Annotated in this window: 17 protein-coding genes; 9 read left to right on the top strand and 8 right to left on the bottom strand. The window is 65.7% G+C overall.

Features of this window, described 5'->3' with window-relative positions; translation table 11 throughout:
- Window positions 1-11: 11 nt before the first annotated feature.
- The 4 genes from VJ162_RS11555 to VJ162_RS11540 form a co-directional block, all read right to left on the bottom strand.
- Window positions 12-1,157 (bottom strand): NAD(P)/FAD-dependent oxidoreductase, encoded by a 1,146-nt coding sequence (locus VJ162_RS11555; RefSeq protein ID WP_324664426.1) that lies wholly within the window; start codon window positions 1,155-1,157, stop codon window positions 12-14.
- Window positions 1,154-1,402: a sulfurtransferase TusA family protein gene (locus tag VJ162_RS11550; RefSeq protein ID WP_324664425.1), complete on the bottom strand. Its 249-nt coding sequence runs from the start codon at window positions 1,400-1,402 to the stop codon at window positions 1,154-1,156. Before VJ162_RS11550 ends, VJ162_RS11555 begins: the two co-directional genes overlap by 4 nt.
- A 193-nt stretch (window positions 1,403-1,595) precedes the next feature.
- Window positions 1,596-1,958, bottom strand: coding sequence for a hypothetical protein (locus tag VJ162_RS11545; protein ID WP_324664424.1), 363 nt, complete (start codon window positions 1,956-1,958; stop codon window positions 1,596-1,598).
- 113 nt (window positions 1,959-2,071) lie between these two features.
- Window positions 2,072-2,860: a sulfite exporter TauE/SafE family protein gene (locus VJ162_RS11540; protein ID WP_324664423.1), complete on the bottom strand. Its 789-nt coding sequence runs from the start codon at window positions 2,858-2,860 to the stop codon at window positions 2,072-2,074.
- Window positions 2,861-3,061: 201 nt separating this feature from the next.
- Between VJ162_RS11540 and VJ162_RS11535 the strand changes: the two genes are divergently transcribed.
- Window positions 3,062-3,883 (top strand): nitrous oxide reductase accessory protein NosL, encoded by an 822-nt coding sequence (locus VJ162_RS11535; protein WP_324664422.1) that lies wholly within the window; start codon window positions 3,062-3,064, stop codon window positions 3,881-3,883.
- Window positions 3,884-3,983: 100 nt separating this feature from the next.
- On the opposite strand, the gene VJ162_RS11530 is transcribed toward VJ162_RS11535, so the two are convergent.
- Genes VJ162_RS11530 through VJ162_RS11520 form a run of 3 tightly spaced genes read right to left on the bottom strand, consistent with a single transcriptional unit; the run spans window position 3,984 to window position 5,557 of the window.
- Window positions 3,984-4,694 carry a type 1 glutamine amidotransferase gene (locus VJ162_RS11530; RefSeq protein WP_324664421.1) on the bottom strand — a complete coding sequence of 237 codons (711 nt, stop codon included), beginning with the start codon at window positions 4,692-4,694 and terminating at the stop codon, window positions 3,984-3,986.
- 43 nt (window positions 4,695-4,737) lie between these two features.
- On the bottom strand, window positions 4,738-5,310 hold the full coding sequence (locus tag VJ162_RS11525) for a DsrE/DsrF/DrsH-like family protein (RefSeq protein ID WP_324664420.1): 573 nt from the start codon (window positions 5,308-5,310) through the stop codon (window positions 4,738-4,740).
- 1 nt (window position 5,311) lies between these two features.
- A complete protein-coding gene (locus VJ162_RS11520; protein ID WP_324664419.1) occupies window positions 5,312-5,557 on the bottom strand; it encodes a sulfurtransferase TusA family protein in 246 nt (81 codons plus the stop codon).
- A 261-nt stretch (window positions 5,558-5,818) separates the two neighbouring features.
- Here VJ162_RS11520 and VJ162_RS11515 point away from each other — a divergent pair, with 261 nt between their 5' ends.
- Genes VJ162_RS11515 through VJ162_RS11500 form a run of 4 tightly spaced genes read left to right on the top strand, consistent with a single transcriptional unit; the run spans window position 5,819 to window position 9,189 of the window.
- A complete protein-coding gene (locus VJ162_RS11515) occupies window positions 5,819-7,012 on the top strand; it encodes an MBL fold metallo-hydrolase (RefSeq protein ID WP_324664418.1) in 1,194 nt (397 codons plus the stop codon).
- A 6-nt stretch (window positions 7,013-7,018) separates the two neighbouring features.
- Window positions 7,019-7,510 carry a YeeE/YedE family protein gene (locus VJ162_RS11510; protein WP_324664417.1) on the top strand — a complete coding sequence of 164 codons (492 nt, stop codon included), beginning with the start codon at window positions 7,019-7,021 and terminating at the stop codon, window positions 7,508-7,510.
- Window positions 7,510-7,980 (top strand): DUF6691 family protein, encoded by a 471-nt coding sequence (locus VJ162_RS11505; RefSeq protein ID WP_324664415.1) that lies wholly within the window; start codon window positions 7,510-7,512, stop codon window positions 7,978-7,980. Before VJ162_RS11510 ends, VJ162_RS11505 begins: the two co-directional genes overlap by 1 nt.
- Before the next feature lie 27 nt (window positions 7,981-8,007).
- A complete protein-coding gene (locus tag VJ162_RS11500) occupies window positions 8,008-9,189 on the top strand; it encodes an inorganic phosphate transporter (protein ID WP_324664413.1) in 1,182 nt (393 codons plus the stop codon).
- Window positions 9,190-9,198: 9 nt separating this feature from the next.
- On the opposite strand, the gene VJ162_RS11495 is transcribed toward VJ162_RS11500, so the two are convergent.
- Complete coding sequence (locus tag VJ162_RS11495; RefSeq protein WP_324664412.1) at window positions 9,199-10,041, bottom strand: universal stress protein; 843 nt, start codon at window positions 10,039-10,041, stop codon at window positions 9,199-9,201.
- A gap of 354 nt (window positions 10,042-10,395) precedes the next feature.
- On the opposite strand from VJ162_RS11495, the gene VJ162_RS11490 reads away from it, so the two are divergent.
- From VJ162_RS11490 to trxA, 4 genes are all read left to right on the top strand, one after another.
- Window positions 10,396-10,557, top strand: coding sequence for a DUF7512 family protein (locus VJ162_RS11490; protein WP_324664410.1), 162 nt, complete (start codon window positions 10,396-10,398; stop codon window positions 10,555-10,557).
- Window positions 10,558-10,560: 3 nt separating this feature from the next.
- Window positions 10,561-11,586 (top strand): sulfite exporter TauE/SafE family protein, encoded by a 1,026-nt coding sequence (locus tag VJ162_RS11485; protein WP_324664409.1) that lies wholly within the window; start codon window positions 10,561-10,563, stop codon window positions 11,584-11,586.
- Between the two features lie 75 nt (window positions 11,587-11,661).
- Entirely contained in the window at window positions 11,662-12,066 is a 405-nt protein-coding gene (locus tag VJ162_RS11480) for a helix-turn-helix domain-containing protein (RefSeq protein ID WP_324664408.1), read from the top strand.
- Window positions 12,067-12,168: 102 nt separating this feature from the next.
- Entirely contained in the window at window positions 12,169-12,525 is a 357-nt protein-coding gene (gene trxA / locus VJ162_RS11475) for a thioredoxin (RefSeq protein WP_324664407.1), read from the top strand.
- Window positions 12,526-12,540: the final 15 nt, after the last annotated feature.

Below are 12,540 nucleotides of genomic sequence, written 5' to 3'. Positions count from 1 at the left end.
GGATACTCACCTCAGAGCAGTCCCCGCGCGGTCAGCCAGTACGACTCGTTGTACGCGAGCTTCGACCAGTGCATCGCCCGGGTCGGCTCGCTGGGCTGGGGCGGGCGCTCGTAGTCGAACTCGACGAACGTCGCGTCGTCCATCCCGGTCTCTATAAAGCAGATGGTCTTGCCGCCGTAGACGGCCGTCGCCGGCTGGCCCCGGACCTCGCTTGCGAGGCGCTGGCCGACGACGTTCGCCTGGTAGTGGGCCGCGCTGCCGGCCTTGGGGACGCCGGTCTGTGCGGCGTCGCCGATAGCGTAGATGTCGTCGAAGCCGGTCGCTTCGAGCGTGTGCTTGTCGACGTCGACCCAGCCACCCTCGCCCAGACCCGCCCGCTCGATGAGGTCACTGCCGGTGTGGGGCGGGATGGCGACGAGGAGGTCGTAGTCCAGTTCCGTCCCCTCCATCGAGGAGATGGTGCCGGCCTCCGGGTCGACCGCTTCGGCGTTGAACATCGTCTCGATGCCGATGTCGCGGTCTTCGAGCCGCGGCTCGGCCCACTCGGCGATGTGTTCGTTCCCGTGGACCCGCATGATTGGGTACGTGTAGGTGATGTCGAAGGCGTCCCGGCGACCCCGCTCGCGGAGCCAGTCGTCGACCATGAAGACGAACTCCAGTGGCGCAGCGGGACACATATGTGGCGACCCGACGACGCTCAACACGATGTGGCCCGCCTCCAGCGTAAGGAGCTCGTCCCGGAGCGTCTGGGCCCCGTCTTCACCGTAGAAGTGGTGTCCGCCCTCGGCGAGTCCGGGCACGCGCTCCGGCTCCAGCTGTGAGCCCGTCGCGACGACGAGCGTGTCGTACTCGACGGGGTCGATGGCGTCGACGAGCTCGAGCCGGTGGCGCTCGTGGTCGATATCGTAGACGTAGTCTTGGCGGATGTCGACGCGGTCGTCGACGACCTCGCGCAGCGGCCGCCTGCCGTCCGCGGGTTCGCGCTGACCAAAGGCGACGTAGAGCCACACCGGCTTGTAGACGTGGTCCGGGCCGTCGTTGAACAGCGTTACCCTGACCTCGCCGGCGTCGATCTCCGTGTCGAGCTTCTCCGCGAGGGTGTTCGCCAGCACGGTCCCACCGGTTCCGCCGCCGATGATTGCGATGTGTTCGGTCATAGCTTTCGCACGTAAATCCTGTCGTGGTCGCCCTCGTCGACGATGTCGGTGACCTCGTTCCCGGACTCCTCGGCCCACTCCTGTACCTCGCTCGTGGATTTCTCGGCGTCGCTCAGCAGCGCGACGACGGCGCCTGTCTCGACAGTGCGTATCTCCCCGATGAGGTCCATCAACGGCCCCGGGCAGGTCGCACCCCGGGCGTCGACGACCGCATCCGGCTCGTCGGTGGTCTTGTTGGCTGTCATCGGTGCTCAGGTGGAGATAGGCGGTGTGGGGTTATAGTTGTGTATTGAATTCCCAATATCATAGAATAGCACCCGGGCGCTGTCGACCCACGGTGAAGTCACTCATGGGCTATCCATGCCCCGGCCGTGCGTTCGTACCGCACTCACCACCCAGCAGTAGGGAACTGCACCAGTCTATCGGGGGGCGTCGGCGTCAGTCGCGTCGCTGGCCCACGACGAGGACGAGCAACGCGACGATGAGGACCGCCTGGACGGCCTTATCGAGGTATCCCACGAGCGTGTACTCGCCGGCCTTGATAACGACCCACAGCGGTATCTGGACGGCCGTATACGGTATTGCCGCGATGGCGAGCGCCTGTCTGCGCACGCCACGGACGTACAGCGCTGCACCGCCCAGAAAGCCGAGGCCGGCGAGGACGAGTGGCGGCGCGCCCTCGACGATACCCGGGTAGATGTGTGTGAGCGCAGTGACGACCACGAGCACGACGATTCCCTGTTCCAGCCCGGACAACGATGCCGCCGTCCCGGTTGCAGACTGCGACTGTGTCTCTGTCACGTACGACGAGAGGGGCGAGACGGAGATGTAATTGCAGTTGGCACACGACAACAGTCCAGCGACCCGTGACGGGCGTGTCCGCTCCGGGCGGCGCCCGGGTGCAGGGGGATAGTTTACCAGGGCCGGAAATGTGGGAGCGGAATGGCCGGCAGCGGGACACCGAGGGCGGCCAGCCCGTGTTGGAGCGGGATGTACCCCAGCACGACGAAGGCGACACCGAGCCCGCGGTGGAGCCACTGTCGACTGTCGACGTTCAGCCCCTCGAACACCGTCCCAGTCACGAAGACTGCTGGCACGGTTCCGAGTCCGAGTGCAGCAAGTGCCGCCGCGCCACCCAGTGCAGACCCCTGCACGAAGGCGTACAGGTAGGCGGGGTACAGCAGCGGACACGGCAGGAACCCGTGGACGGCACCGAGGCCGGCGATGCGGTAGTCGCCTACCCACTCGTCGACCCGGGAGAGAAGGGCGTCCCGAACCGGACCCATGATTCGGTCCATACCCGGTATCGGAACGGTCCGCACATCGGTGCCGGTGACGTAGCTGCCACCGACGACGGCGACGGCGAGCCCCACGCCGATACCTGTCACGGCGCGGACCTCCGTCGCTAGGAGGGTCACGTTCCGGAGGCTCACGAAGGTGAGCCGGCCGGCGAGCCCGAAGGCACCGCCCAGCAGGGAGTAGGTGGCCGTCCGTCCGAGGTTGAACACCGTGTGCTGTCGGATTTCCCGAAACGAGAGGATGTCGTCACGCTCGCCCTCGGCCATCCGCTCGGCGTAGATTGCGACCAGCGGGCCACACATTCCGATACAGTGGGCGCCGCCGAGCAGACCGACGAGTGCCAGCACCGGCAGGCCGAGCGTCTCCGTGCCCAAGAGCGGATTGCTCGGCGTACAGGACTGCATCAGTCAGGCGCCCCCGTCTCGCTGCCGCTCTCACCGAGGGCCGGGGTGAGACAGACGCCGCTGCCGGCGGCCGCGCGCTCGCTCCGTCGCTGCATGGTCCTCACTTTCTGTCTGGCGGAGGTAAGGGGTCTGGTGGGGCTCTCGAAACGGAACGACGATCGTACCAGACTGGCTTTCCTCGTCGCCGATAGATGTCGATGCATGGGCAAAGGACAGATGACGGCACTCGACAGACGAACCATGCTCGCGCTGCTGGGGAGCGGTGCCGCTGGTGCCCTCGCGGGCTGTGGCGGCGGCGGTGACCCGACGCCGACAGCGACGACTGGCGACGGTGTCCCCGAAGCGTACCGGACAGCGACGGGGCTGGGGGACGGACAGCGCGACCCAGACGCCCTCGCCACACAGAGCGCGGTGAACTACCAGTCCGAACCGCAGGGCGGAAAGCAGTGTTCCGGCTGTAGCTACTACGTTCCGGACAAGAACGGTGACGGGCTCGGCGCCTGTACCATCGTCGAGGGGACGATCGACCCCAGCGGCTACTGTACGAGCTACGTCGCTCACGAGGGCGGGACCGACGACGGTGCGGCCCGCGAAGCGGTCGCAGTCCCCGAGGACGCTCGGTGTGCCGTCTGCGAGATGAAGGCCGCGAACTTCCCGGAGTGGAACGCACAGGCGGTCCACGCCGACGACACCCGAGCGTTCTTCTGTACGTCGGGCTGTGCGACGACGTACTACGCCGTCACCGAGCAGTTCGCGGAGACCGATACGGACATCGCTGGTCTGTGGGTCAGAGACCTCAATTCGCGGGCACTCATTGACGGAACGACAGCGTACTACGCCCTAGAGACCGACGCCGACCGCCTTGAGGACCCGATGCGAGTCAACCCCGCACCCTTCGGGGCCCGCGAGGACGCGGTTACCTACGTCGCCGAAGTCGACTCCCTCACCGAGGACGACATCGTCGAACTGACAGCGTTCGACCGCGCGCTGGCCGAACGGTACCGCGGCCAACTGCTCGACTAGCCCGTCCTCGGCAGGGGCGGCGACGGTCGAACGACGCGCGAGGGGCTCGTTGTCCGGTCGCTGCCAGACCCGCCGGCCGAAGCGTTCCGTACTGCCAGCGTCAGTCCGTCCGGTCAGGGCGGCGCTGGTGGTCGGCGACCAGCCCGAGGAAGTTCTGGAACACGTTCGTCGCCACGTCGGCCGCCTCGACCAACTCGTCGGTGAGCGTCGCCCGCACTGCTTCGAGCCGCTCGTCCGAGAGGTCTTTGTTGCCGATGACCCACTCGGCGGTCTCGCGGTCGTACTCCGGGTGGAACTGGACGCCGTAGCGGGCGCCGAGCCGGAACGCCTGCCCCCCGTAGTCGTTGCGCGCCAGCTCGACCGCACCCGACGGGAGCTCGGCAACCCGGTCAGAGTGGGTCTGGAAGGCGGTAAACGACGCCGGAACGCCCGCAAACAGCGGGTCGTCGCCGCGCCGGTGGACCGTCCGGTAGCCCAGTTCGTGGGCGCCCATGTCGACCACGCGGCCGCCCAGTGCCTGCGCGAGCAGCTGGTGGCCCCAGCAGATGCCAAGCGTCGGCACGTCGGCACGGTGGGCCTCCCGGACCCACGACGTGAGCTCGTGAATCCAGTCGTGGTCCTCGTACACAGAGGTCTGGGAACCGCTGATGACAACGCCGTCGTACCGTCGGTCGGGGCCAGTCGGAAGCGGGGGGAGCCGGCCGTCACTGACCTTGTACACTTGCGTCTGGGCGTCGAGTGACCGTGTCAGATTGCGTTCTGCGGGCGTCTCACCGACCGACGCGTCGACGATTACGATTGTCTGGTTCATAGTGATTTCAGTACTGCAAAGGGTAGCCTGTGAACGTGGCCGCTCAGATCAGAAGCTGGATGTCGGATTCGGCCATGTGCTGGAGCGCCGTGGCCGCGCCGACGCCGACGGTGACGTCGTCGTGGAAGTCGTCCTCGTCGTAGTCCATCAGTTCGATGGTCATCTGACAGGCCTGTAGCTCGACGCCCTGGTCCAGCGACAGGTCGATGAGCTCCTCGATAGTCGCTGTCCCGTTCTCGTCGATGCGTTTTTCCATCATCCGCGTCGCCATCCGGTCCATACCGGGCAGCGCGGCCAGCGCGTTGGGCATCGGCATGTTTGGGTTGCCGACGGCCGAGAGCTGGAGCTTCTCCGATTTCTCCTCGTGGAGGATGTCAAGCCCCCAGAACGTGTGGAAGACGACCACGTCCCAGCCGAAGGCCGCGGCCGTGCTGGCGAGGATGAGCGGCGGATAGGCCATATCGAAGGTCCCCTGGGTGGCGACGATGGTCATCTTCATCTGGTCGTCGTCGGCTTCCAGCTGGGCGACGCTCTCTTCTAGCTCTTCGATTCGAGCCTGGAGCTGTGCTTCGGTCATGGACTCGTCGTCGCCGGTCGAGGGTGTCTCCGTGCTCATCTCAGTCGGTCTTCTCGACGTAGTGTTTGTACACGTCGCCGTCTGCGACCTGTTCGAGCAGTTCGACGCCGTCGGTCCCCTGGGCCCAGCCGTCGATGTCGCTCATGCTGCCGCTGTCCGTCGAGAGCACTTCGAGGACACCGCCCTCTGGGAGGCCGTCGATGGCGCCTTTGGTCTTTACCACGGGCATCGGGCACGATTCGCCTTTCACGTCGAGCGTCTCTGCGATGTCGAATGATTCACTCATTGTTGGAAGGACTCCAGGTGGTGTATTGGAGCTACTGCACAATATTCGGTGCCAGGTTAAAACATTGTCGATTATTGTACTCACCCCGAACTATTGTCTCTGCCAGAATCGTCCCAGACTGACTTTAAAGCGCTCAATGGGCAGCTTTGAGCCATATAAAGGGGCGAGACGGGCTGCTATTCGGAAGTATAGTATTGTGTATATTGGGGATTTCTATACAAACTCTTTTATGCATCAACCCTGTAGAGGGGGGTGTACTACATGAACGCTGACGACTTCCCGACTCCAGACGCAGAAGTCGAATCGGTCACGCCCGAAACGCTGAAAGGACGCATCGACGACGGCGAGTCCGTCACTATCCTCGATGCGCGTATGTCTTCGGACTACGAAGAATGGCGTATCGACGGCGAGAACGTCGAGTCTATCAACGTCCCGTACTTCCAGTTCCTCGAGGACGACATCGACGACGAGGTCTTTGAATCAATTCCCGACGACCGCGAGGTCACAGTCCTCTGTGCCAAGGGCGGCGCAAGCGAGTACGTCGCGGGCACGCTCGCGGACGAGGGCTACGACGTCCACCACCTCGAAGACGGGATGAACGGCTGGGCTCGCATCTACGAGACCGTCGAGGTCACCGACTACGACGGTGCGGGGACGCTGCTGCAGTACCAGCGCCCGTCCTCGGGCTGTCTGGGCTATCTCGTTTACGACGACGGCGAGGCGGCCATCATCGACCCCCTACGCGCGTTCACGGAGCGCTATCTCGACGACGCCGAGGAGCTCGGGGTCGACCTGCAGTACGCACTGGACACGCACATCCACGCCGATCACATCTCGGGCGTGCGTGACCTGGCCGCCGAAGGCGTCGAGGGTGTCATCCCCGCAGCGGCCGTCGACCGCGGGGTCACTTACGCCGACGAACTGACGACCGCCGACGACGGCGACGAGTTCCAGGTCGGCGACGCGACCATCGAGACCGTCGCGACGCCCGGCCACACGACCGGGATGACCTCGTATCTCGTCGACGACAGCCTGCTCGCTACCGGCGACGGGCTGTTCATCGAGAGTGTCGCCCGTCCCGACCTCGAGGAGGGCGACGAGGGTGCACCCGACGCCGCCCGGATGCTGTACGACTCGCTGCAAGAGCGCGTGCTCACGCTGCCCGACGACACGCTCGTCGGCGGCGCACACTTCAGCGACTCGGCCGTCCCCGCCGACGACGGCACCTACACCGCACCCATCGGCCAGCTCGTCGAGGAGATGGACGCGCTCACGATGGAGAAAGACGACTTCGTCGAAACGGTGCTTGCCGATATGCCGCCGCGGCCGGCCAACTACGAGGAAATCATCGCGACGAACCTCGGACAGAACACCGTCGACGACGAGGCGGCGTTCACGCTCGAACTCGGTCCCAACAACTGCGCAGCGAGCCAGGAATCGCTCGCGGGTGACTGAGCGGCGATGGTACCGGACCCAGTGCCGCTGCAGGTGGCCGCCGAGCTGTTCCCCAACGGCATCAGTCGGTACGCCGTCGGCGGGCTGCTCGTCGGTCTCGGAGCGGCCGTCATCTACGTCGGCACCGGCATCAGCGCCGGCGCGAGCACGTTCCTCGAGTCGACGCTGTCGTACGTCTCCGGACAGTCCCGATTCCAGCGGTACGTCGCCTCGCGGGACTGGCGGCTCGTGTTCACGCTCGGTATCGTCCTCGGGGCCGCGGTGTACGCGGTCGTCTACCAGGGCGGCGCGTGGACGACCGACGTCTCGTGGTGGCGGCTGCTCGTGGGTGGCGTCTTCGTCGGCGTCGGGACCCGAGTGGGTAAAGGCTGCACGTCGGGCCACGGCGTCTGTGGCGTCGGCTCGGCCTCGAAAACGTCCATTGCGGGCGTGCTGGCCTTTCTGCTCACCGCTATCGTGACGGCACAGATAGTCGCCGCACTGGGGGTGACGCCGTGATGGCGGGGACGTCGACGGACCGACACCCGCTTTTCATCCCGCTCGTCCTGTTTGGCGGGCTGCTATTCGGGTTCGGGCTCGCCTACAGCCACATGGCCCGCCCGGAGGTCGTGTTGCACTTCCTCCAGTTCGAGGACTTCGGCCTGCTGTTTGTGATGTTCGGCGGCGCGGCGGTGACGGGCGTCGTCTTCTTCGTCATGCCGCGGGTGCTCGACCGGGCGCCCCTGACCGGCGACCGCTTCGAGCGGCGGCTGAAGTCCTTCGACCGGAACGTGCTGCTCGGCGGCGGGATATTCGGCGTCGGCTGGGGGCTCTCGGGCATCTGTCCCGGGGCCGCCTACGCCAGCCTCGGTATCGGCAACGTCACCATCCTCTGGGCGCTCGGGGGGATGTTCCTCGGCGCGTACCTGCAGGGCTGGTGGCGCAGCCGGACGAGTAGCGCCGACGCCGCCCCCGCGGGCGCGGACTAACGCTCGGTTTGCACTCTCATACAACCAATGGAACTTGCAGTCATCGCGCTCTTTCTGACCGCCGGTATCGCCAGCCTGTTCATGTCGTGGGTCATCGGTGCTGGCTCCAGCGGCGCGACCCCCTTCGCGCCCGCCGTCGGCGCCAACGCCATCTCGACGATGCGTGCGGCCTTCGTCGTCGGTATCTTCGGGCTCGCGGGTGCAGTGACCCAAGGGGCGAACGTCTCGGAGGCCGTCGGGCGCGGGCTCGTCGGCGGTGTCAGCCTCCCGGCGGCGGGCGTCATCGTCGCCCTGTTCGTCGGTGCCGGACTCATGGCCGTCGGTATCTACACCGGCTACCCCATCGCGACGGCCTTCACGGTCACCGGTGCGGTCATCGGCGTCGGCCTGGCGCTGGGGGGGACCCCGGTGTGGGCCAAGTACCAGCAGATAGGCACCCTGTGGCTGCTGACGCCTGTCGTCGGCGGCGGCATCGCCTACGGTATCGCGAGCGTGTTGCCGCGGACGGACGCCCCCGAACGGCTGACCGTCCCGGCGCTTGCCGCGCTCGTCGGCGTCGTCCTCGCGAACGTCGATTTCGCCGCCCTCGGGCCCGGCGGCGAGCCGGGCTCGCTCACGGCGCTCGGGCGGCGGCTGCTCGGCGTCGATGGCATCGCGGCGACAGCCGCCCTCTCTACAGGTGTCGCACTGGCCGTCGCCGGCGCCGTGTACTGGGACGTTCGCCGCGACGAGAGTGGCGGGCTCAGACGCGTCCTGCTGGCACTGGGCTCGCTCGTGGCGTTCTCGGCCGGCGGGAGCCAGGTCGGACTGGCGGTCGGGCCGCTGCTCCCGCTACTCGACGACGTGGGCATGCTCTCCCCGGCCGTCGTCCTCTCGGGCGGCGGCCTCGGTATCCTCGTCGGTTCCTGGACCGGCGCTCCCAGGATGATAAAGTCACTCTCACAGGACTACTCCTCGCTGGGGCCGCGACGGTCCATCGCCGCCCTCGTTCCGAGTTTCCTCATCGCCCAGCTCGCCGTCCTGCTGGGCGTACCGGTGTCGTTCAACGCCATTATCGTCAGCGCCATCATCGGGAGCGGCGCCGCGGTCGGCGGTAGCGAAGCCGTCGACCCGCGGAAGATAACTGTCACCGTCGGCGCCTGGGTCGGCTCTTTCGCACTCTCCTTTGCCCTCGGATACGGGTCGATGACCGCCCTCGGCTCGTTGTGACGGCCCTTTTCAGGCGGTTCGGGGCGGCGGGACGAGGAAGACGTTCCCGCTCGCACGGGCCACGATGTCCTCGGAGACGCTGCCGAGCAACAGCCGCCGTATCCGGCTTCGGCCCCGAGAGCCGACGAGGGTCGTCGTCGGCGCCACTCTGTCCTCGACTGCCAGAATCTCCTCGGCGGGGTCGCCCTGTCGGACCTCGACGGTCGTGTCGATATCCCACCGCCCGAGCGTCGAGGCGAACTCGTCCAGCTTGTCAGCCGGGTCCCCGTCTGTCGCGCTCGGGTCCTTGGGCGACGTGACGTGGACGAGCGTCGCTTCCTGCGTGGCGTGGCGCAGATACGAGAACGCGTCGAAGGCGCGCTCGGCGTTCCCGGAGAAGTCGGTCGCATAGAGCACCCGCTGGAACAGGTGTTCTCTGAGCACTTCGGGGTCGTCAGCCCCGCGTTCGACGCGGTTGACCAGGAGCGGAACCACGGTCGTCCGCGCGAGGTTCCGGGCGGTCGACCCGATGACGCGGTTCTCAAGCGGGCTCTGGCCGCGGGAGCCGACGACCGTCAGATCCGCCTTCTCGGCCTCGGCGAGCCCGTTGACACGTCGGTGGGGCGTCCCCCGAACGACGTGTGTCTCAGTATCGAACCCCGCGTCCGCCATGACGCTCTGATAGCGAGCCAGCGCCTGCTCGCGCCGCTCGCTGAAGTTCATCCCCGCCATCCCGGCGTGGACGTTCGACGGGATGACCGTGACCAGGTGAACGGTGTCGACGCCGATGCGCCCGAGACACTCTAGACACGTCTCCGACGCTATCGCCGCTTCACTGGCCGCCGAGAGGTCTGTCGCATAGATGGCCCTCATACGCGTGGGTACGTGACCCGCCGTTAATATTGTTTGCAATAAACAATACTACTGGCGGCGTCGGCCCCGAGAGCCGACCGACGCACCTGTTGCTGTGCTGGCAACCGCCGGTCCCATACTGGACGTGGAGCGCGCGCGAGTTACTTTCACCCGAATAAGGCGGTCGTAATCACTACGGCCCGGTGGCCGATATTCCGATAACGTATCCGGATATTCCGGTGGGTTAGCGGTCGGATTCTCTGCAGTAATATTGTGTCTAACTCCCAAAACCATTATCAGTACCCTCCGGCTAGGAGGGGACGAGCAGAAAAGTATGATATTCACACGATACCACAATCTTGGGAGGGCGTATCGATGGTAGACCTGGCGGCGGTCGCAGCCGGCGGCGCGGGCAGCGTCGACGCAGCGTTGCTCGTCGGGACCGTGCTGCTCGAAGCGGTCCTCCTCTACATCGGCTACGGTGCCGTCGAACGGGTGGTTGGAAACCGCGTGGTCGAACGACTGCGAGGAGAGTAACGGATGGAGATACTGGGTCTCGGTCTGGGGATGGTCCTCCTGTTCATCGGGTTCGGGCTACTCATCGGCGTCCTGTTTGGGTTTTTCGGGATGGGCGGGTCCTTTCTCGTCACCCCGGCGCTGCTGGTGATGGGGTATCCCACCCGCGTCGCCGTCGGGAGCGGGCTCGCGTTCGTGTTCGGGACCTCCGTCATCGCGACGCTGAAACACCGTGACATGGGCCAGGTCGACTACAAACTCGGGGTGTTGATGATCGCCGGGACGACCGCCGGCATCGAGGCCGGCAAGCGGATCGTCATCTATCTGGAGTCGCTCGGGCTGGCCGGGAGCATCATCAGTGTCACCTACGTCTTCCTGCTGGGCGGTATCGGCGCGTTCGTCACCTACGAAGCCGTCAAAGGCGACAGTGGCGGCGGCATCGACCACGACGAGGCGGACGCGGAGGCGGACGCCGACGACATCCCGGAAATCGCGAAGAAGATACAGTCCTATCGCGTGCCCCCGATGATGTCGCTCCGCGGCGGCGTCAGCGTCTCGCTGTGGCTCATACTGGCCGTCGCGTTCGCCACCGGACTGCTCTCGGGCTTACTGGGCGTCGGTGGCGGGTTCATCCGCATGCCCGCGCTGTTTTACCTCATCGGCGTCCCGGTCCCCATCGCGGTCGGGACCGACCTCTTCGAGATCGTCTTCTCGGGCGGACTGGGGAGTTTCCTGTACGCGATGGACGGCGGGGTCGACCTCTCGATCGTGGTGCCGCTGTTGGGCGGTAGTGCCTTCGGCGCTCGGATCGGTTCGGCCGCGACCAGCATTGTCGACGAAGACGAGATCAAGGTGTACTTCGGACTGATGTTGCTGGGCGGCGCACTCGCCGTCGCGGTCCGCGAGGTAGGCAACGTCTACGGCATTGAGGGCCTGAACACGGTCAGTCTGGTGCTCATCCTCGGCGCCGCGCTCATGGTCAGCGGGGCCGTCGTCCACAGCAGCATCACCGCCCTCCGCGAGGAGTCACAGGCGTCCTCGCCGGCCTGAGGCGCGTCCCCACACAATTGTGCGAACTCTACACAAATCTTTTTACAGGTACAGCACCTCTGTACGCCTATACCAATGCCTGATTCGATGACTGAACAGCTGCAACAGGATATGGAGTGTGAGGGGCTACTGGAGTGTTTCCACGGGCTCAAACAGCTCGACAAGGAGTGCTTTCAGGCGCTTGTCAACGCCGACGAACCGCTCACTGTTGACGAGGTAGCCGAGGCCGTCGACCGCGAGCGCTCGACCGCCTATCGGGCGGTCCAGCGCCTGCTCCAGACGGGTTTCATCCAGAAAGAACAGATAAACTACGATCAGGGCGGCTACTACCACGTCTACCGACCGACGGACCCCTCGAAAATCGCCGACGAGATGCAGCGGATGCTCAACGACTGGTACGCCAAGATGGGCCAGCTCATCGGTGAGTTCGAACAGAAGTACGAGGACAGGTCCGAGACCCCGCCGCAGGCCCAGAGCTGAGGCCGCGTTTTCCGAGGGACACGGTGGTGCCGTGGTCGCTTGGTGTAGTATTGTGCTTTATACCCATAACTGTTAAATTCTCTCGGCCCCTACCTGACGGTGATGGCAACTGATACTACAGCGGACACCGACGTGGAAGCGGGCAACGAACCGGTGGCCGTCTCGGGCGGCGAGCAACTCGACGATCTCGTAGCGACACACGGCGTGGTACTTGTCGACTTCTACGCCGACTGGTGTGGGCCCTGCAAGATGCTCGAACCGGTCGTCGAGCGGCTTGCCGCCGAAACCGACGCGGTCGTCGCGAAAGTCGACGTCGACGCGAACCAGCAACTGGCAAGCGCCTACAACGTCCGGGGCGTGCCGACGCTCGTCCTCTTTGCCGACGGCACGCAGGTAGAGGAGATCGTCGGCGTCAAGCCCGAAGGCCAACTGCGGTCACTCGTGGAGTCACACACGTAGCCGAGCCAGCGCTCG

This window comes from Haloarcula sediminis (genome assembly GCF_035656455.1).
Lineage (GTDB): Archaea > Halobacteriota > Halobacteria > Halobacteriales > Haloarculaceae > Haloarcula > Haloarcula sediminis.
Note: the sequence above shows the minus strand (reverse complement) of the source record. Positions and strands in the feature narration are given on the sequence as shown.

What these genes read in the sequence shown, in the direction of transcription:
- VJ162_RS11505 (WP_324664415.1), top strand. Translation starts at nt 7,510, where the DNA reads ATGGCGGGGACGTCGACGGACCGACACCCGCTTTTCATCCCGCTCGTC.
- VJ162_RS11495 (WP_324664412.1), bottom strand. Translation starts at nt 10,041, where the DNA reads ATGAGGGCCATCTATGCGACAGACCTCTCGGCGGCCAGTGAAGCGGCG.
- VJ162_RS11530 (WP_324664421.1), bottom strand. Translation starts at nt 4,694, where the DNA reads ATGAACCAGACAATCGTAATCGTCGACGCGTCGGTCGGTGAGACGCCC.
- trxA (WP_324664407.1), top strand. Translation starts at nt 12,169, where the DNA reads ATGGCAACTGATACTACAGCGGACACCGACGTGGAAGCGGGCAACGAA.
- VJ162_RS11480 (WP_324664408.1), top strand. Translation starts at nt 11,662, where the DNA reads ATGCCTGATTCGATGACTGAACAGCTGCAACAGGATATGGAGTGTGAG.
- VJ162_RS11525 (WP_324664420.1), bottom strand. Translation starts at nt 5,310, where the DNA reads ATGAGCACGGAGACACCCTCGACCGGCGACGACGAGTCCATGACCGAA.
- VJ162_RS11520 (WP_324664419.1), bottom strand. Translation starts at nt 5,557, where the DNA reads ATGAGTGAATCATTCGACATCGCAGAGACGCTCGACGTGAAAGGCGAA.
- VJ162_RS11510 (WP_324664417.1), top strand. Translation starts at nt 7,019, where the DNA reads ATGGTACCGGACCCAGTGCCGCTGCAGGTGGCCGCCGAGCTGTTCCCC.
- VJ162_RS11500 (WP_324664413.1), top strand. Translation starts at nt 8,008, where the DNA reads ATGGAACTTGCAGTCATCGCGCTCTTTCTGACCGCCGGTATCGCCAGC.
- VJ162_RS11490 (WP_324664410.1), top strand. Translation starts at nt 10,396, where the DNA reads ATGGTAGACCTGGCGGCGGTCGCAGCCGGCGGCGCGGGCAGCGTCGAC.
- VJ162_RS11555 (WP_324664426.1), bottom strand. Translation starts at nt 1,157, where the DNA reads ATGACCGAACACATCGCAATCATCGGCGGCGGAACCGGTGGGACCGTG.
- VJ162_RS11535 (WP_324664422.1), top strand. Translation starts at nt 3,062, where the DNA reads ATGGGCAAAGGACAGATGACGGCACTCGACAGACGAACCATGCTCGCG.
- VJ162_RS11515 (WP_324664418.1), top strand. Translation starts at nt 5,819, where the DNA reads ATGAACGCTGACGACTTCCCGACTCCAGACGCAGAAGTCGAATCGGTC.
- VJ162_RS11540 (WP_324664423.1), bottom strand. Translation starts at nt 2,860, where the DNA reads ATGCAGTCCTGTACGCCGAGCAATCCGCTCTTGGGCACGGAGACGCTC.
- VJ162_RS11485 (WP_324664409.1), top strand. Translation starts at nt 10,561, where the DNA reads ATGGAGATACTGGGTCTCGGTCTGGGGATGGTCCTCCTGTTCATCGGG.
- VJ162_RS11550 (WP_324664425.1), bottom strand. Translation starts at nt 1,402, where the DNA reads ATGACAGCCAACAAGACCACCGACGAGCCGGATGCGGTCGTCGACGCC.